The following is a 16,059-nucleotide window of genomic DNA, read 5'->3' on the forward strand; positions in this document are numbered from 1 at the left end:
GCAGTGAAACGCCGTAGCGCCGATGGTAGTGTGGGGTCTCCCCATGTGAGAGTAGGGAACTGCCAGACATTAAATTAAAGTCTTATTGTGAGCTTTCATGATAAGCAGCCGAAAGGCGAAAGAATAAGTGGAGCGGTAGTTCAGTTGGTTAGAATACCTGCCTGTCACGCAGGGGGTCGCGGGTTCGAGTCCCGTCCGTTCCGCCACTTATCGAAGCCCCGTGATGAAAATCACGGGGTTTTTGTTTTTATGCCTATCTAAAAACCCACTCTTAAATAGTTTTATGTTAGTCATCCTATATTACCTATCGGGCTTTTTTCAACGGACTAGTTGAATATATAAATATTCACTACTAATTTGAAATAATGAGAATAGCTCACGCATTTAACTATTTAAACGCTTTATTTGATCTCCATGACTATCGAAGTTATTACTTTGGTGAATGTAATTGTGAGGTATAAAATAAAGAGTGGAAGCTTGAGTGTTTATTGAATAGATGTCATGAGAATTTGTTTGCTAAGAATGGCTTATTAACTTTTAAGTGAATGAGGTTGTAGTGAGTATCGTGTACAGAGTTATAGTATTTATCCACTGCGCATATGACTGCGAGTAATCACTCACTACTTGGCGTATTAGAGGGATATGGCAAAACGAAGAAAATTATACACGTCTCCAGTGATGAGTTTATGCGATATCAATGTTAAAAATTCGTTTTAGGGCTTTTTTGCCGTTAGTAGTAAATATAACTTCACGGTAGCCTGCTGTCTTTAGTATCCATTCATTTTGTTCAAAAGCGTGCAATAACGCAGCTCCAGCGCTTCCGCCTAAGTGCATACGCCTTTCGCTCCAATCTAAACAAGCACACGCCATTTTTCGTTTAGTGTGCATTGAAATATTGATATTGAGGCTGTTAAATTGCTCAATGCCAATAATGGATAATTTATTTTCTTTAGATGTAAACCAACCATTTTTATCCATAAACTCATAAATCTGAACTGCAATTTCTCCTGCTAAGTGATCATAGCAGGTGCGTGCTTTTCTCAGATGAACAGGGGTTGATACTGGAGCTTTATATTCCAATTTCATGGATACACTCATTAGTGTTTCCAACAATTCTGCAATGTCTGAGCCCGCGAGCCGGTAATAACGGTGCCGGCCTTGTGATAAGCAGCTAATTAGGTGGTTTTTTAACAATTTAGTTAAGTGAGCACTGGTTGTTGAAGGCGCAATATTTGCCGCAGCACTTAACTCTGTGGCTGTCCATGCCCTGCCATCCATTAGTGCGCAGAGAATACTGACCCTAGAGGGGTCAGCAATCGCAGAGGCAACCTTTGAAATAGATTTTTCTAAATGCTCATTTTCATCAATGGGTTGGCTAATTTTGTTTTTTATCATTAGGGGTATCCCATTTTTTAGTTACTTCTGAGGCGAGCTCATTGTTATCAGTTATGAGTATTAACCTATTATGATGATCACTATATTGAATCAGGATATTAATTTGGTGGTCTGCTAGGCACTGTGCTATAGCACCAAGTTCACCTGGTTGCTCTTGTTTTAATTTACGAATTACGGGCAGTGAAATGCTTTCCACTGGTATACCTGCTTTAGTCAGTGCCTTTTTAGCTTCTTCAGGCTGTGTGATTAAAAAGTGAGCATGGCTTTTTCCATCGATAGAAAAGACACCTCCACCTTCTAAGCCGACACCATGTTGGCCTAAAGTTGTCGCGAGTAATGCTAATGTACCTGCTTGGTTTTCAAGAATAACATGAATATCATACATTATGGTTATTCTCCTTATCGAAGGAATAATCCCTTATGGTTTCTGCAACTCGGATATGGTAATGAGAGAAAACGGAATTTTTCCCTTCACTTTGCGCACTTTGGTGCATAAAATGACGTTTCCACTCCATAATAGCGGCTTCATTTTCCCACCAAGAAAGCGATAAAATTTTTCCTTCGGTGGTGATACTTTGAAAACGCTCAACCGAAATAAAACCCTCAATATTCATTAGTTCAGATTTCAGCTTTGCGGCAAGTTCAAAATAACGCGCTTTTTGTTCGGGAATTGGAATAGCTTCAAAGATCACGGCAATCATAGAATTCTCCTTAATGTAGAAAGCACAACTATAAGCTTTTCATTAAGCAATACTTCGATGATGGGCGAAGTATTAAGGAAGATAATAATAGAGTAGGGAAGGGTTACTTAAGAGATTGGTATAAACTGTAGCCAGCAGCGGCACCTGCAACGTCGTAAGCAAAGTCGTGCCAGCTCCAGCCTGTTCCTTCAGGGCGACTATCATAAAGCTCTTTCGCAGCACCAAGCGAAATAGAAAATAATAGGCCAAATTGAGCTGCATGACGATGGGACATATTCTGCCTGTCCGCATAAGCATTGCCTGCTGCTGCCATGGCAGCGGAAAATGCAAAGTGCTGTGCTTTGTCTTTTCCTTTCCAATTGTCATTCGACCAATGAAAACCAGCACACCCTGTTGTTAATAACATCAATGAGCTAATAATTACTATTTTTACCGTATTGGCCTTCATTAATTGGTTACCAAAATTGAAAAGCGCCACTTTAAAGTGACGCTTTTGTGTAAACTTATAAGATCCGACTGATCAGCCGATCAACACGTATGCGTCTCAGCCTACGAATTAACTTTTTCACTTTAACAGGGTAAGTTTGAATGCTGTCTAACTCCCTGTAGTGATTAACGACTTTAGTATGAGTGCGAATGCATTCCAATTCATGATGACGTTGGTCTTGAAGCTGTTGTTTAGGATCATGAATTAAAACTGCGTTTTCCAGATCTAAGCCCCATGCGCGTGGATTTAAGTTATTACCCGTGATCAGTTGCCACTGGTTATCGACCCACATACCTTTCAAGTGATAAGTATTATCACCATCTTTCCAAAGCCTAACCGTCAACTGTTTACTGTCGATAAAGCGCTGTAAGCGACTAACAAATCGGCGTAAGTTGATTTCATATAGATAAGGAAGTGCGCCAATAATTTTGAAAGGCTCTTCTGGTGGAATATAAAAATCGTTAGCGGTTTTATCACCAATAATAATTTCAACCTGTTTGCCATCACGTAGTAATCGGCTGATGATCCGCACTAATACCGCTGGAAGGTTAAAGTATGGCGTACAAATAGTTAGTTTATCACTGGTTGAACCCATTAAATGGGTGATCACTCGGTTAAGATCGTTTTTCTTACCTAAGCCAACAAAGGGTGTTACCGATAATTCATCATTAGATGCATTACCAGTAAACTGGTAAGAAGACCCTCTAAGTCCTAAACGGAACTGTTTTATTAGGTGCTTAAATTCAGCCGTTTTAGGGCGCGTTTCTGTATTTAGACGATGAATAGCATCAGTAGGTAATAGTGAATCATCAATGAATTTTCGCATTGATGCTGCTAGCTGGCTATTTTTAATAAGGTGATATCGGTCATAACGATATTTTTCATGTCGTTGTAAATACACATCATTGATGCTTGCTCCGCTATACAGCAGGGTATCATCAAACAGAAAGCCTTTTAGATGTAAGACACCTAAAGCTTCCCGAGTATTGACGGGAATACCATAGATTGGAATGTCAACATCTGGATACTGTTGCGAGACATCGTAATACCAATCCGCGTTGGTGGCATTTGCAGCAGCACCAATACGCCCTCGTTGAGCCCGATGCCAGTCGACGAGAATTTTGATATCTAATGATGTATTAGCTTGTTTTGCCGCATACAGCGCATGAAGAATGTCTTTACCTGCGTCATCTTTCTCTAAATACAAGGCCGTAATGTAGATAGTATTTTGAGCGAGAGATATTTGCTTAAGCAGTTCATCACGAAAATCTTCTGTCTTATATAGCGTTTTGACATCAGCAACATCTTGAGACAGTTTAGGTAAACTTACCAAATATTGTTGATGTTTTGCTTGTTTTAGTTTTGACAACATCACAGTGCGAATTTTCTCTTATTAGTCTAATAGCAAATCGCTTTGCACACATTTTTAAGCGAATGATCAGTGAATGATAGCATATTTAGTCAAAGCATTTAGAATAAATTGCATATCTGTTTAATTCCCATACAGGTTATGCCACGCTCCATCATGTTTTTAAAGGTGAAGAGTGAGGTTCACAACACCATCTTCAAATTGCACTTCAACCTCAAACCCTAATTTTTTCGCTAAGCTGATCATGTTGCGGTTTTCAGGCATGGTGATAGCAGTTAATTTTTTGATGCCATGGCCGCGAGTATAGTTAAGCAATTTTTGCATAAGCTGATAACCCAGTGTTTGCCCTTTCATATCAGAACGAACTAAAACAGCAAATTCAGCCTCTTGATTATCTGGGTCTGCCATTGCACGAACAACACCGATGATTTCAGGGCTTGTACTTTGATTTTTTACTGCCACAAAGGCCATTTCACGGTCGTAATCTATTTGCGTCATATTAGCGAGGTCGTCATGGGTAAACTCACTAATCTCACTAAAATACCGATAATAGAGATCTTCTTTTGTGACCTGCTCGATAAAAGACTTCAATAGTGGTTCATCTTCGGGAAGTATTGGGCGTAATAAGCAGTTTAAATCTTCTTTTAAATGAATTGTTTCTTCTAACTCGCTTGGATAAGGGCGAATAGCAAGCCTTGAGCTTGCCACACCATCATTAGGGCTGAGTGTCATAGAAACATCTAACAAGGTAAATTCATCGCCAGAGGCTAATAGTGGGTGTATATCTAAGCGTGTAATATTTGGGCAATCGATGATTAGGTTTGAAACTCTCACTAATAAACTGGAGAGGCCTAAGATATTCAGTGGTTCTAATGCACTACGCGACTTAATTTTATAGCCTTTGATGGCGTTAATGACGAGGTAACGCGCGAGCGCCATATTTAATGGCGGTAAGGCAACAGCAGCTTGGCTTTCTTGCTGCCATTCAATTCCCCCTTCACCTAACATTATTAGCAGGCCAAATACTGGGTCGAGTTCTACCGCAATACGCAATTCTTGTGCGCCTGCACGGTTTGCCATGCTTTGCACTAATAAACCTTCAATGCGAGCGTTCGGGAAATTGGTGGAAACACGTTCAATAATTGCTTTGGCGGCATCTTCAACCTCTTTTGCATTTCTCAGATACAGCATGACACCTTGAACTTCTGATTTATGCACAATATCGGGTGAACGTAGCTTTAAAGCAACGGGATAACCAATTTTTTCAGCAATTTCAATTGCTTCCTCACTTGAATGAGCAATCCAAGTTGGCAAACTATGCAGCCCATAGGCTTTTAAAATAGGCTGCACTTCATGCGTATCTAAATGCAAGTTATTGTTTTTCAATGCTTGCTGAATATATTCATGTGCTTGCTGTGTATTGGCAGTAATCCCCACAGGAAGTGCTGGCGTCTCTTTTAACTGTTTTTGGTTACGGCGGTATTCCACCATGTGCATATAGGCTGTAATTGCTCCTTCAGGGGTTCGATAAGTCGGGATCCCAGCTTCACTAAACAAACGCCGTGATTCTTGAGAAGAATATTCACCACACCAGTTGGTTAAAATAGTGAGCCATTTTCCACGAGGGTGCTGCTTGATGGTTTTGATAATTTTTTCTGCCATGGATTTGCTTTCAGTGATCGCACTGGGGGTATGGATCAACAAAAGTGCATCATGATCATGGCTATCGAGCATCTTGTTTAATACGTTAATATAGCGCTCTACCGTGGAATCATCACCCAAATCAATCGGATTTTGTGTGGAGAGATCAAGTGGAAGCAGGGCACTGAGTTCATTTTCGGTTTCAATACTGAGTGTAGCCAGCTTGCCATTACGCAGAAGAAGTTCATCCAAAGCCATGGCGGCGGGGGCAGCACCATTGCTCATAATTGATAAACGTTCACCCCGTAATGGAGTCATATAGCTTAATGTTTCAACAGCAGAAAACATTTCATGGGTGTCTTGCACCCGCAAAAGGCCTGCCCGTTGAATTGCAGCATCATAAGCGGCATCCAAACTGGGTTTTTCCCCTAAAAGTTCTTGGGCTTTGCGTGTTCGACCACTTTTTATGACGAGAATAGGCTTGTTGCGTGATGCACTGCGTGATGACGATAAAAAGCGCCGCGCATCACTGATGTTTTCAAGGTAAAGCAAAATTGCACTGGTTTTGCTATCGCGGGCTAAGTAATCCAGTAAGTCATCAATATCAATATCGATACTATCACCCAGGGCGATAAAGTAGGAGAAACCGATATCACGATGCCTTGCCCAATCAAGCACGGTATTAGAAACTGCGGCAGATTGTGAAATAAAAGCCAGTTTGCCTTTGAGTATTGGGATAGGTGAAAAGCTGGCATTTAAACCTTGCCATGGTGCTAAAAACCCTAAACTATTAGGACCCAAAAGGCGAATTTGATATTGCTGAGCCACCTTTTTTAATTCATTAAATTGAATCGAAGGGGATGATAAGATAATCACAACTTTGCAGCCTGCTTCACCAAGTTGCAGTAAACAGCTAATATTTCGTGAATGATGTGTACAAATTACTGCAAGGTCAGGTTTGAGTGGAAGCTTATCAATAGAAGGGTAGGCCAGTACGCCCAAGACGGAGCTACGATTTGGATTGACTGGGAGAATCGGCCCTTTAAAGCCGCTGGTGAGAAGGTTTTTCATCATAACCGAACCTGCACGGCTCGGATTTTCAGAGGCGCCAATGACCACGATTGATTTTGGCCTGAATAAAGATTCTAACTGACTCACTAAACCCATAGAGATAACCCTTCGCTTGGTGAACGGCATAATCGTTCAAGAGATAAAAAGAGGCTAAGTAATACTTATGAATACTATGCCCTATCTTTTATATTGCGCTAGTTTATCCTGCGGATTTAATTAATTTATACAAGCACCTTCACGTTTTAGGATGACGATTATCCGAAAGTGACTATTTCTTGGAACTATTTACGAAAAAAAGCGTGAAAACAGTCCCTAAAAATAGTTAGGAAGCCGTTGCGTTTAACACCATTTGGGCTACTGGGTGATGGGGTTTCCCCTCAAGGTATTTTTGGCGAAATAGACTAAAATGACTAAATAACTGCTGTGAGGCTTGGATATCACCAGCAAGCTCTAGCACTGTAGCGGCAACCTCTGCGGTGCAATGTTGTTCTTCACGGGATGGTGTGCGTAACAGGTAGTCCGTCCGCGCTTTTGTGTTGATGGATAGCATTGGAATGTTATTGAGATACGGGCTCTTACGGAACATTTTGCGTGCTTCAGGCCAGGTTCCATCCAATAAAATAAATAAAGCAGGTTTATCAGAGATGCTAGGTTCATTCACAACAACACGATTTTCTTGCGCATAGCTTTCAGGGAAAATCAGGTAAGGCTGGCGAGTATCATCCTGTAAGGCTGCTAAAAGCTGTGCATCTGGATCGGTCCTTGACCACTGAAAAGCGAGTGTCTCAGGGAGGACATCAGCAATCAGTTTTCCTGTATTGCTGGGTTTAAACACTTCACCATCAAACATGATCAAGCAAAATTGACTTTTTGCTTGGGTTGATACCGTTTCTTGGCACAGGCATTGTGGAACAGGTAACAAGCAATATTGGCAGCGTTTTACACGACAGCCCCTTGCTTTAAAAGGTTTTGTCGATAAAGCGAGGCGTTGCTGGCGGAGGTGATAAACGGCATTAGGTGTCATGTTTGATTACTGTTTTGCAGGCCATAAAATAAGCCGCATATTGTACGCAAAACGATTTCTGTGCGATAGAGGTATATTCAATAACTTTTCGGTGAGATAATAGTGCGAATCGGTAGCGTAGCCTTGCAACATCATGTAATCTTCGCGCCATAGCTTAGTAGGGGATAGTGATGAACGACTCGAATGATTTTAGTGGTAAAAACGGCAAAGTAAAAGTGATGTATGTCCGCAGCGAAGAGCAGGACAGCATCAAAGGTAACGATAAACGCCGTGGCGGTCGTGACGGTGGTCGCGATGATAGACGTGGCGGAAATGATAAGCGCGGTGGTGACCGACGTGATGGTGGCCGCCAAGAAAGAGGGGGTCGTTCAAATCGCCCTGAAGGTGGTCGTCAGGAACGCCGCTCTGATAACCGTGATAGCGCACCACGTGAGCGTTCCCCGTGGCGTACGGTTTCTAAACCGAATAGCGAAGAATTTGAAAATGATCATGGTGGGATTGTTGGTAAAAGCCAAATCGACCCTGAGCAACTGCGTAAACAACGCCAAGAAGAGACCCGTATTTACGGCGAAAATGCGTGCCAAGCGATGTTTAAAAACCGCCCAGACGCCATTGTTCGCGCATGGTTTTTACAATCTGTCACGCCTCGTTTTCGTGATGCCCTGAAATGGATGGCGGCAAACCGCAAAGCCTATCATGTTGTTGATGATGAAGAGTTATCGAAAGCCTCTGGAACAGAACACCATGGTGGTGTGTGTTTTATCATCAAAAAGCGTGGTGGCATGAGCGCAGACGCGTATTTAGAGCAAGCCACAGAAAAAGATTGTGTATTAGCGCTGGAAGATGTTGGTAACCCACATAACTTAGGCGGGATCATGCGCAGCTGCGCTCACTTTGGTGTGCAAGGCGTGATTTTGCAAGATGCAGGCATGTTGGAATCCGGCGCGGCAATTCGTACCGCAGAAGGTGGTGCTGAGCACATTAAAGCTATCGATGCTGATGGCTTAACGTCCACGTTAGATAAATTCCGCAAAGCGGGTTACACCATTGTAACTACATCGAGCCATAAAGGCAGCCAAGATTTAGCGAAAGCGAAATTACCAGCCAAAATGGTACTTGTTTTAGGCCAAGAAAGTGATGGCTTAAGCGATAGCACGTGGGATCAAGGGGATATGAGCCTATTTATCGGCGGAACGGGCAAAGTTGAAAGCCTGAATGTCTCTGTTGCTACAGGGGTGATGTTGGCACAATGGTGGCAGCAAAACCAAGCTAACTAATCGGTTTATCAATACGATTTCTAAGGCCATACGTTTTCACGTATGGCTTTTTTCTATCTAAAATTTGGCTAGTGAGTCAATAAATCTGCAAACTCAGCAAGTTTCGGCACGAGAAATTCATCTTCTGGATAATTACATGAATAAGCTTCTAATAAGTGATTAGTGAACTGAATAAGATCTAAACGCGTTAATGGCGTGGGTTGAGTTACTATCATATATGCCGCAGATATTTCGTTTAAACTGATGCAGTATTCATAATAACCTTCAGTAAGAGCCTGCTTAATTTCATCGGGAATTGTATTAAAATCCAGATCATCAGCATCAAGTTTTAGCTGCATATAAGCTTGAACGTCATCCAAAATATCAAATGGATAATCTTCTTGGTACTGATTAATGTAGCGAATGAGTTTTCCGCGGCATTGCTCTGTCTGGGCTTCATCCATGGTATTAATCAAAGTAAGTGCCTGACTGTTTTCAATCCATGATTTCATGATTGTTTACCTGAGCGGGTTAATGATTGAACAAGTGTATTTGATAGGAAGGAATGAAGCAAAAAATAACCCCACACCGAAATGTAGGGTTAAATTGAGATTAGTGAGCGCCGCCACCGTCTTTCGACCCCGCACCAAATGGCGGTTTAGCAAACCAGACGATCACCATCAGTAAAATAAAGATCCCCGCGGAGAGCCAGAAAATTTCATTTGCCGATAAGATCAGCCCTTGATCTGTAATGGTTTTCGCTAAGTAAGCCGCACTTTGCTGCTCATTCATGCCAATCTGTGCCAATTCACTGTACATATGCTGCGCATTTGGATTGTACGGATTGACAAATTCGGCAAGATTTTCATGGTGCATGGATTCTCTTTGTGTCCACATTGTTGTGGTAATCGAGGTACCAATTGCCCCAGCCAGCGTTCGGGTAAAGTTAGATAAGCTGGATGCCGATGCCATTTTTTCAGGGGGTAACCCCGACAAGGTAATGGTGGTTAATGGCATAAAGAAGCAGGCAATCGCGAGGCCTTGAACAAATTGCGGCCAAGCTGCTGCTGCAAAGCCCATACCCGGTTCAAAGGTATAAGCACGCCAGTAGTAACAGACAGCATAGATAATAAAGCTGAATGTCACTAAATAACGCATATCAATGCGGTTACCAAATTTACCGATAATGGGGGTAATGAGTAGTGGCAATAACCCAACGGGCGCAGAGGCTAATCCCGCCCATGTTGCAGTATATCCATAAACCTCTTGCAATAGCTGCGGGAGCAAGACGATGGTACCAAAGTACAACATATAGGCGAGGCTGAGGGATAAGCAGCCAATGGTAAAATTGCGTTCCTTAAAGAGAGAGAGGTCAATGACGGGGTGATCGTCGGTTAACTCCCAGACAATTAAGAAGGCAATCGCTACAACGGCAATTACTGTCAAGACAATGATTTCGGTTGAGTTAAACCAATCCAGCTCTTTCCCTTGGTCGAGCATGATTTGCAGTGCGCCAATCCCAACAACTAATAAAACTAAACCAACAGTATCAATGCGTTGAATAGAAATTTTTGTCTCACGGCCTTTTAAGGTACGCATGATGGCAAAAATAATTGCAATACTGAATGGAACGTTGATGAAGAATATCCATCCCCAATGGTAGTTATCACTGATATAGCCACCAAGAATAGGCCCGCAAATTGGTGCGACCACAATGGTCATCGACCAAAGCGCCAGCGCCATACTGCGTTTGGCGGGGGGGTAGTTATTAAGCAGTAAGCTTTGGGATAGAGGGATCAGTGGACCCGCGACTAAACCTTGCAACACACGGAATAAAATCAGCATTTCTAAGCTGCCAGAAATACCGCATAACCAAGATGTTAAGGCAAAAAGACCCGTTGACCATAAAAATAGTCGAACCTCACCAATACGCCGTGCTAGCCAGCCGGTGACAGGAATGGAGATTGCATTTGCCACGCCGAACGAGGTGATCACCCACGTTCCTTGGGAGTTAGATGCGCCAAGGTTACCCGCAATCGTTGGGATTGCGACGTTAGCAATGGTTGAGTCAAGGACTTGCATGAACGTCGCCAGTGAGAGGGCGATGGTCATCCAAGCCAGTTTTGAACCTGTAAGTGGTGCGGTCATGAGTGTTGCGCCCCCACTTATTTGTTCCCAGCGTTATTATTAATTATCTCAGTAACTATCTTGTCGGCAGGAGACATATCCACCGCTAATGCAGATGTATGGTAAGCTGGTGCATCACGCATGCCTTTTGACAGCACTTTGCCATCTTTATTTAAGGTATCAATCGTCACTTCCGTGGATAAACCGATACGTAATGGGCGTTCTTCAAGTTGTGCAGGGTCTAACGCAATACGTACGGGGAGGCGCTGTACAACTTTAATCCAGTTTCCACTCGCATTTTGCGCGGGTAATAATGAAAACGCACTACCTGTCCCCATATCTAGACCAACAACCGTCCCGTTAAAGACCACGTCTTTGCCGTAGAAGTCGGCTGTGACTTTCGCAGGCTGGCCAATACGCATATCTGCCAGTTGTGTTTCTTTAAAGTTGGCATCAATCCACATACCACTCGATGGCACAATGGCCATTAATGGGGTTGATGGCGTGATTTGTGAGCCAATTTGCACGCTACGGCGAGAAACATAACCGTCCACTGGGCTCACAATTTTGGTGCGCTGTAAGGTTAACCATGCATTACGAACTTGAGTCGCAGCTTGCTCAACCGCAGGTTGTTTTTCAATGGAGGTATTGAGGACGATTGCTTGGTTGGCATTATATTGCTCAACGGCCATATCTAATGCAGCTTTTGCACTGACAACGGACTCGCGTGCGTGTTGCAACTCTTCTTTACCGATTAAATTGCTGTTGCCTAACACTTCGCGACGTTTTAGGTCATTTTGTAAACGGCTCAATTCTGAGCGTTTCACATCAATATTCGCTTGTAGCTGGCGGCTGTTAATGATGTGCTGGCGAGTTTGACGCACACTATTTGCCAGTTCGGTTTTGGCTTTATCCAATGCCAATTCAGCGTCCCGTGGGTCAAGTTCAACGAGTACCGTGCCGCTTTGTACGAAGTCGGTATTATCAACGTTAACGGTCATCACGCTCCCAGATACTTGGGATTGGATTTGTACTTGATTACCTGCAACGTAAGCGTTATCCGTTGATTCATAATGGCGAAGTACCAGATACCAATAAACTGCCCAGCCCACGCCAATAGCAATAAAAATTAACGTTAAAAAGACCAAAGCATTTCTGCGTTGTCTTTTTTTATTTCGTTGGGGAGCTTGCGTTTGTTGCATTTCCTCAGGGGAACTCATACTGGTATTACTCCATTTTCGATGGATAAGGATCACGGTTGTTTCCAGTAGTTAGTAGTTAACCACTGGAAACTGAGACTACAAATGATTTTGCTGCTTGATGGGAATATCGTAAAGCATAAGGTAAAAGGATAATGAAATATTACAGGCTGAAAAGTTTTTTTTCGCCTTTGAGTATCAGAATGCCTCAAATACATTAACCTTACAAAATAAATGGTTAATCTTTTATAGTATCCAGTTTTGTCAGTAATTTACGCATGAGTTTATCAAGCTGCTGTTTTTCATCAGCATCTAAAGCCGACCAGATATCGATTAACGCGCTGTGCTGCGGTGGCAATAAGCTACTTAAAAACTCTGAACCTTTTTCGGTAAGGTGTAAATGTAGACAACGTCTGTCATTGTGGCTTTCTTTACGTTCAATCCAGCCATTTTTTTCCAGTTCATCTGCAATACGAGTTGCATTGGTACGAGATGAGCCCAGTGCGGCACTGAGTTCTGACGGTTGGATACTGCGTGAATCTTTCGTATCTAAAATCATTAATGCCATAAAGAGAGTTTCATTGATCCCTTGAGCTCGTAGCATACTATTGCGAGATTCAAGTAATTTTCCATGAACATGCATACATAAGCGAGTCAAAAGTATCTCTTGATACGGGATTGGTTTTTCATGTGTATCTTGTTGCGCGACGCGAGCATTTAATAGTGCTTCTGTCGGTGTAAATGAACTTTCCATTATTTGGATACCTTATTAGTTTCAGTTGGTAAGATTGCAACTGTCATCAACCATCTAAATGGTATATTAAAAGAGAGAATTAGCAATTATACTTAATTAATATCGATGATTTTATTTTGATAATGATACATGATTCATAAATTTTATGAATGTAATTTATGGGTTTCAGTATAGCTTAATGTATATTTTTAGCCTACCTAAGTATATTTGGATATAAATTAGCCAAAAAAATACAATTTACACATCAAACAAAATCATATAAAACAATATATAATCACATCGCATTAACTCAATACCATTTTTTTTGTTACCCAATAATTACAAGTTAGATAGATATTGCTATTGATTAGGTGAAAATACCTATTTTTTGTTTTTGGATTATTATTTCTGCTAATAATTATTGCCCTAATTAACAATAATTATACCGTCCAAATGAGATATAGTATTTGTTTAACTGTGTCATTTGCTAACTTTCGCTGTGGTAACTATAACAATATATTATTATTATCTCGAATTATTGATATTAATTTATGGGTTATATGCTTAAATAAAGAAAAAAAGTGACAGTTCTACTTTGAATATATTATGTTTTTTTATGTGTTAATGTGCAGCTGATAACATTTAAGAAAAAACATTATCAGCTGTAGAAAGGGGGAGAGTGATTACTCTTCTAACGTCGAGATAGTGGGATCGAATCGGATACCAATGGCCCAGATAACTAAGCTTAGAGCCGTTAAACAAACGCCTGCAATCGCTACTCCTTCCCAGCCAGCACGTTCATAGGCATAGCCTGATAATAATGAGCCGAGTGCCCCACCAATAAAATAACTGGTCATATACCCTGCGGTGAGACGGTTACGCGCTTCAGGCATAATGCGGTATAAGGTACTTTGGCTGGTAACATGGACGGCTTGAACTGCGAGGTCAAGTACCAGAATGCCAATAACAAAGGCGACTAAGGAGTGTTTTGCTAAACCTATGGGCAACCAAGATAACAGCAATAAAACCAGTCCAACGGTCGTGATTATTTTACCTTTGCCTTTATCCACAAGGTGGCCCGCTTGTGATGCCATTAATGCGCCCGCAGCACCAACAAGGCCAAATAAACCGATAGTCCCCTCAGAATAGTTAAATGGCGGGCTCGCCAATAAAAATGCCATTGCTGTCCACAATAGCCCAAAATTAGCAAAAGAGAGTGCGCCAAGTGACGCTCTAACCGCCAAAACAGGCGTACTAAAAAATAATCGGCCAATAGAGCAAAGTAACTGAAAGTAGTTAAGATTCGCTTTTTGGTGATAGCGAGGTAATTTAATCGCTAATACAATTAATAAGATAATTAATAAAACAAAGGCGACCCAATAAATTGCACGCCAGCCGCCGACCATTGCTACAGCACCAGATACCGTTCTTGCCAGTAAAATTCCCAGTAATAATCCGCTCATGATGATACCAACCGCTTTACCTCGCTTATTCGGATGCGCGATAGAGGCAGCCATCGGGATCAGCACTTGAGCAACAACAGAAAACAGCCCGGTCAGTGCAGTACCTAATAGGATCTGCCAAATGTTGGTTGAAAGCGCGGTAATGAGTAAGCCTGAAGCAGAAAGAAACGTCATGAATAAAATTAAGCGTTTACGTTCAAATAAGTCTCCAAGAGGAACTAAAAACAGTAAACCGACTGCGTAGCCAAGTTGTGCGGCGGTGACAATAAAGCCTGCCATGTTGGTGGTCAGATTAAATTGCGCTGCAATGGTGTCTAACAGAGGCTGGGCATAGTAATTGCTGGCCACGACAAGGCCTGTTGCAATGGCCATCAAAATAGTGAGGCCCGTTGTTAGCTCCGCAGTTTGGGTCTGTTTCATGTAGGTTACCTATTATTTGCTAGGCGACTACTATAAACAAAATTCATTACCTTGGTTTATTTCTTTTTGTCATTGATGTAAAAAGCCACCCAGATTAGCGGGTGGCTTTAGTTATTTTATTGTGTGATTTAAGCTTACTTAGCGGCTTCTTGCGCTGCTTTCACCCAGCCATCAAACGTGGATTGGTGCGCTTTTATCCAAGCATTGGTGTGGCGTTGGATATCCGCTTGTGACGCTTCACCATTATGCATTCTTAAGTTTTGCGCATTGATATCGGCAATAGGCAGTTTCATCACTTCAAATAATTTTGCCGCAGATGGGTTATCCGCTGCCCATTTTTTGTTAGCGACGATATGCATGGTATTTGGTGGGAAACCATAGTTTTTCCCGTTAGGTAACTTCGTGTCTGTTTTTTCACCGTTTGGCATTGAAGAGAAAGGTACTTCTAACCAGACCACATCACGACCTGGTTTGAGCACATCACTGATCCAATAAGGTGTCCACGTATAATATAAAATAGGTTTACCTTCTTTATATCGGGTAATGGTATCAGCCATCATCGCCGCATAGTTCCCTTGATTATGATCGACTGTTTTTTCAAGGTCATAGGCTTTTAAATGATTATTGATGGCGGCTTCACAACCCCAGCCTGGATTACATCCAGTTAAATCCGCTTTACCATTGCCATTTGAATCAAAGAGTTTGGCAATTTTAGGGTCTTTAAGTTGCTCAACATTAGTAATGTTGTATTTTTCTGCGGTCTTTTTGTCAATGAGGTAGCCTTGAGCTGCATTAACGACGTAATTACCTTGGCGATAGAATACTTTATCACCGCCAGCAGCGTCATATTGCGCATTATGCAAAGGAACCCAGCTGGTGGCTAAGTATGTCGCATCACCATTCGCTATGGATGCATAAGCCACGTTATAGTCGACCTCTTTGATAGGTTGAACATCATAGCCGAGCTCTTCAAGGGCTTTAGCGACGATCAGTGTTTGGAATGTTTCTTCGCTGATAGTACTTTGTACAGGGTTAATTTTTATCCCTTTACCCGGTAGGTCGTTAGCACCTGCCAATGGAATGGTAAATATGGCTGTCAGTGCAGATGCAAGAATGATTTTATGTTTCATTATATTGTTCCCTCTGTTTTATTTCGCAGCGAGCTTGGCCTTA

General features: G+C 42.0%; 14 protein-coding genes and 1 tRNA gene. 2 read left to right on the forward strand and 13 right to left on the reverse strand.

The features are described 5' to 3' along the window. Positions 1–129: 129 nt before the first annotated feature. Positions 130–206: transfer RNA gene (locus AC4IFO_RS18110), tRNA-Asp, on the forward strand. Between the two features lie 478 nt (positions 207–684). Here the strand turns inward: AC4IFO_RS18110 and AC4IFO_RS18115 are convergent. The 7 genes from AC4IFO_RS18115 to AC4IFO_RS18145 all read right to left on the reverse strand — a co-directional run bounded on the left by AC4IFO_RS18115 (position 685) and on the right by AC4IFO_RS18145 (position 7,688). Continuing rightward, positions 685–1,395 carry an ArsR/SmtB family transcription factor gene (locus tag AC4IFO_RS18115; RefSeq protein ID WP_490736495.1) on the reverse strand — a complete coding sequence of 237 codons (711 nt, stop codon included), beginning with the start codon at positions 1,393–1,395 and terminating at the stop codon, positions 685–687. Beyond that, on the reverse strand, positions 1,376–1,780 hold the full coding sequence (locus AC4IFO_RS18120) for an amino acid-binding protein (RefSeq protein WP_490736497.1): 405 nt from the start codon (positions 1,778–1,780) through the stop codon (positions 1,376–1,378). The genes AC4IFO_RS18115 and AC4IFO_RS18120 overlap by 20 nt, the downstream gene beginning before the upstream one ends. After that, complete coding sequence (locus AC4IFO_RS18125) at positions 1,773–2,096, reverse strand: antibiotic biosynthesis monooxygenase family protein (RefSeq protein WP_273804633.1); 324 nt, start codon at positions 2,094–2,096, stop codon at positions 1,773–1,775. Before AC4IFO_RS18125 ends, AC4IFO_RS18120 begins: the two co-directional genes overlap by 8 nt. A 103-nt stretch (positions 2,097–2,199) precedes the next feature. After that, entirely contained in the window at positions 2,200–2,544 is a 345-nt protein-coding gene (locus AC4IFO_RS18130) for a YfiM family lipoprotein (protein ID WP_490736560.1), read from the reverse strand. Between the two features lie 55 nt (positions 2,545–2,599). Further along, complete coding sequence (gene pssA, locus AC4IFO_RS18135; RefSeq protein ID WP_490736562.1) at positions 2,600–3,955, reverse strand: CDP-diacylglycerol--serine O-phosphatidyltransferase; 1,356 nt, start codon at positions 3,953–3,955, stop codon at positions 2,600–2,602. A 159-nt stretch (positions 3,956–4,114) separates the two neighbouring features. After that, positions 4,115–6,760 carry a bifunctional acetate--CoA ligase family protein/GNAT family N-acetyltransferase gene (locus tag AC4IFO_RS18140; RefSeq protein ID WP_490736499.1) on the reverse strand — a complete coding sequence of 882 codons (2,646 nt, stop codon included), beginning with the start codon at positions 6,758–6,760 and terminating at the stop codon, positions 4,115–4,117. A 226-nt stretch (positions 6,761–6,986) separates the two neighbouring features. Beyond that, positions 6,987–7,688 carry a tRNA-uridine aminocarboxypropyltransferase gene (locus tag AC4IFO_RS18145; protein ID WP_490736501.1) on the reverse strand — a complete coding sequence of 234 codons (702 nt, stop codon included), beginning with the start codon at positions 7,686–7,688 and terminating at the stop codon, positions 6,987–6,989. 170 nt (positions 7,689–7,858) lie between these two features. Here AC4IFO_RS18145 and AC4IFO_RS18150 point away from each other — a divergent pair, with 170 nt between their 5' ends. Then, positions 7,859–8,965: a tRNA/rRNA methyltransferase gene (locus AC4IFO_RS18150; protein WP_490736503.1), complete on the forward strand. Its 1,107-nt coding sequence runs from the start codon at positions 7,859–7,861 to the stop codon at positions 8,963–8,965. A gap of 68 nt (positions 8,966–9,033) precedes the next feature. On the opposite strand, the gene AC4IFO_RS18155 is transcribed toward AC4IFO_RS18150, so the two are convergent. The 6 genes from AC4IFO_RS18155 to proX all read right to left on the reverse strand — a co-directional run bounded on the left by AC4IFO_RS18155 (position 9,034) and on the right by proX (position 16,016). After that, positions 9,034–9,456, reverse strand: a complete 423-nt coding sequence (locus AC4IFO_RS18155; protein WP_490736505.1) for a hypothetical protein — start codon at positions 9,454–9,456, stop codon at positions 9,034–9,036. Between the two features lie 100 nt (positions 9,457–9,556). Further along, positions 9,557–11,092 carry a multidrug efflux MFS transporter permease subunit EmrB gene (emrB, locus tag AC4IFO_RS18160; protein ID WP_273827655.1) on the reverse strand — a complete coding sequence of 512 codons (1,536 nt, stop codon included), beginning with the start codon at positions 11,090–11,092 and terminating at the stop codon, positions 9,557–9,559. A gap of 17 nt (positions 11,093–11,109) precedes the next feature. Continuing rightward, on the reverse strand, positions 11,110–12,291 hold the full coding sequence (gene emrA / locus AC4IFO_RS18165; RefSeq protein ID WP_490736508.1) for a multidrug efflux MFS transporter periplasmic adaptor subunit EmrA: 1,182 nt from the start codon (positions 12,289–12,291) through the stop codon (positions 11,110–11,112). Positions 12,292–12,508: 217 nt separating this feature from the next. Continuing rightward, the gene (gene mprA, locus AC4IFO_RS18170; RefSeq protein ID WP_273804625.1) at positions 12,509–13,024 is read right to left on the reverse strand and encodes a transcriptional repressor MprA; all 516 of its coding nucleotides are present in this window, start codon (positions 13,022–13,024) and stop codon (positions 12,509–12,511) included. Positions 13,025–13,686: 662 nt separating this feature from the next. Next, positions 13,687–14,886 carry an MFS transporter gene (locus tag AC4IFO_RS18175; RefSeq protein WP_490736510.1) on the reverse strand — a complete coding sequence of 400 codons (1,200 nt, stop codon included), beginning with the start codon at positions 14,884–14,886 and terminating at the stop codon, positions 13,687–13,689. Between the two features lie 134 nt (positions 14,887–15,020). Next, positions 15,021–16,016 (reverse strand): glycine betaine/L-proline ABC transporter substrate-binding protein ProX, encoded by a 996-nt coding sequence (gene proX, locus AC4IFO_RS18180; protein ID WP_490736512.1) that lies wholly within the window; start codon positions 16,014–16,016, stop codon positions 15,021–15,023. Between the last annotated feature and the right edge of the window lie 43 nt (positions 16,017–16,059).

It is taken from the genome of Providencia sp. UF-224 (genome assembly GCF_058245955.1).

Bases quoted from the DNA above. Each gene is read 5' to 3' on its own strand.
- pssA (WP_490736562.1), bottom strand. From the start codon at position 3,955: ATGTTGTCAAAACTAAAACAAGCAAAACATCAACAATATTTGGTAAGT.
- AC4IFO_RS18155 (WP_490736505.1), bottom strand. From the start codon at position 9,456: ATGAAATCATGGATTGAAAACAGTCAGGCACTTACTTTGATTAATACC.
- AC4IFO_RS18140 (WP_490736499.1), bottom strand. From the start codon at position 6,760: ATGGGTTTAGTGAGTCAGTTAGAATCTTTATTCAGGCCAAAATCAATC.
- AC4IFO_RS18115 (WP_490736495.1), bottom strand. From the start codon at position 1,395: ATGATAAAAAACAAAATTAGCCAACCCATTGATGAAAATGAGCATTTA.
- emrB (WP_273827655.1), bottom strand. From the start codon at position 11,092: ATGACCGCACCACTTACAGGTTCAAAACTGGCTTGGATGACCATCGCC.
- AC4IFO_RS18125 (WP_273804633.1), bottom strand. From the start codon at position 2,096: ATGATTGCCGTGATCTTTGAAGCTATTCCAATTCCCGAACAAAAAGCG.
- emrA (WP_490736508.1), bottom strand. From the start codon at position 12,291: ATGAGTTCCCCTGAGGAAATGCAACAAACGCAAGCTCCCCAACGAAAT.
- proX (WP_490736512.1), bottom strand. From the start codon at position 16,016: ATGAAACATAAAATCATTCTTGCATCTGCACTGACAGCCATATTTACC.
- AC4IFO_RS18120 (WP_490736497.1), bottom strand. From the start codon at position 1,780: ATGTATGATATTCATGTTATTCTTGAAAACCAAGCAGGTACATTAGCA.
- AC4IFO_RS18130 (WP_490736560.1), bottom strand. From the start codon at position 2,544: ATGAAGGCCAATACGGTAAAAATAGTAATTATTAGCTCATTGATGTTA.
- mprA (WP_273804625.1), bottom strand. From the start codon at position 13,024: ATGGAAAGTTCATTTACACCGACAGAAGCACTATTAAATGCTCGCGTC.
- AC4IFO_RS18145 (WP_490736501.1), bottom strand. From the start codon at position 7,688: ATGACACCTAATGCCGTTTATCACCTCCGCCAGCAACGCCTCGCTTTA.
- AC4IFO_RS18175 (WP_490736510.1), bottom strand. From the start codon at position 14,886: ATGAAACAGACCCAAACTGCGGAGCTAACAACGGGCCTCACTATTTTG.
- AC4IFO_RS18150 (WP_490736503.1), top strand. From the start codon at position 7,859: ATGAACGACTCGAATGATTTTAGTGGTAAAAACGGCAAAGTAAAAGTG.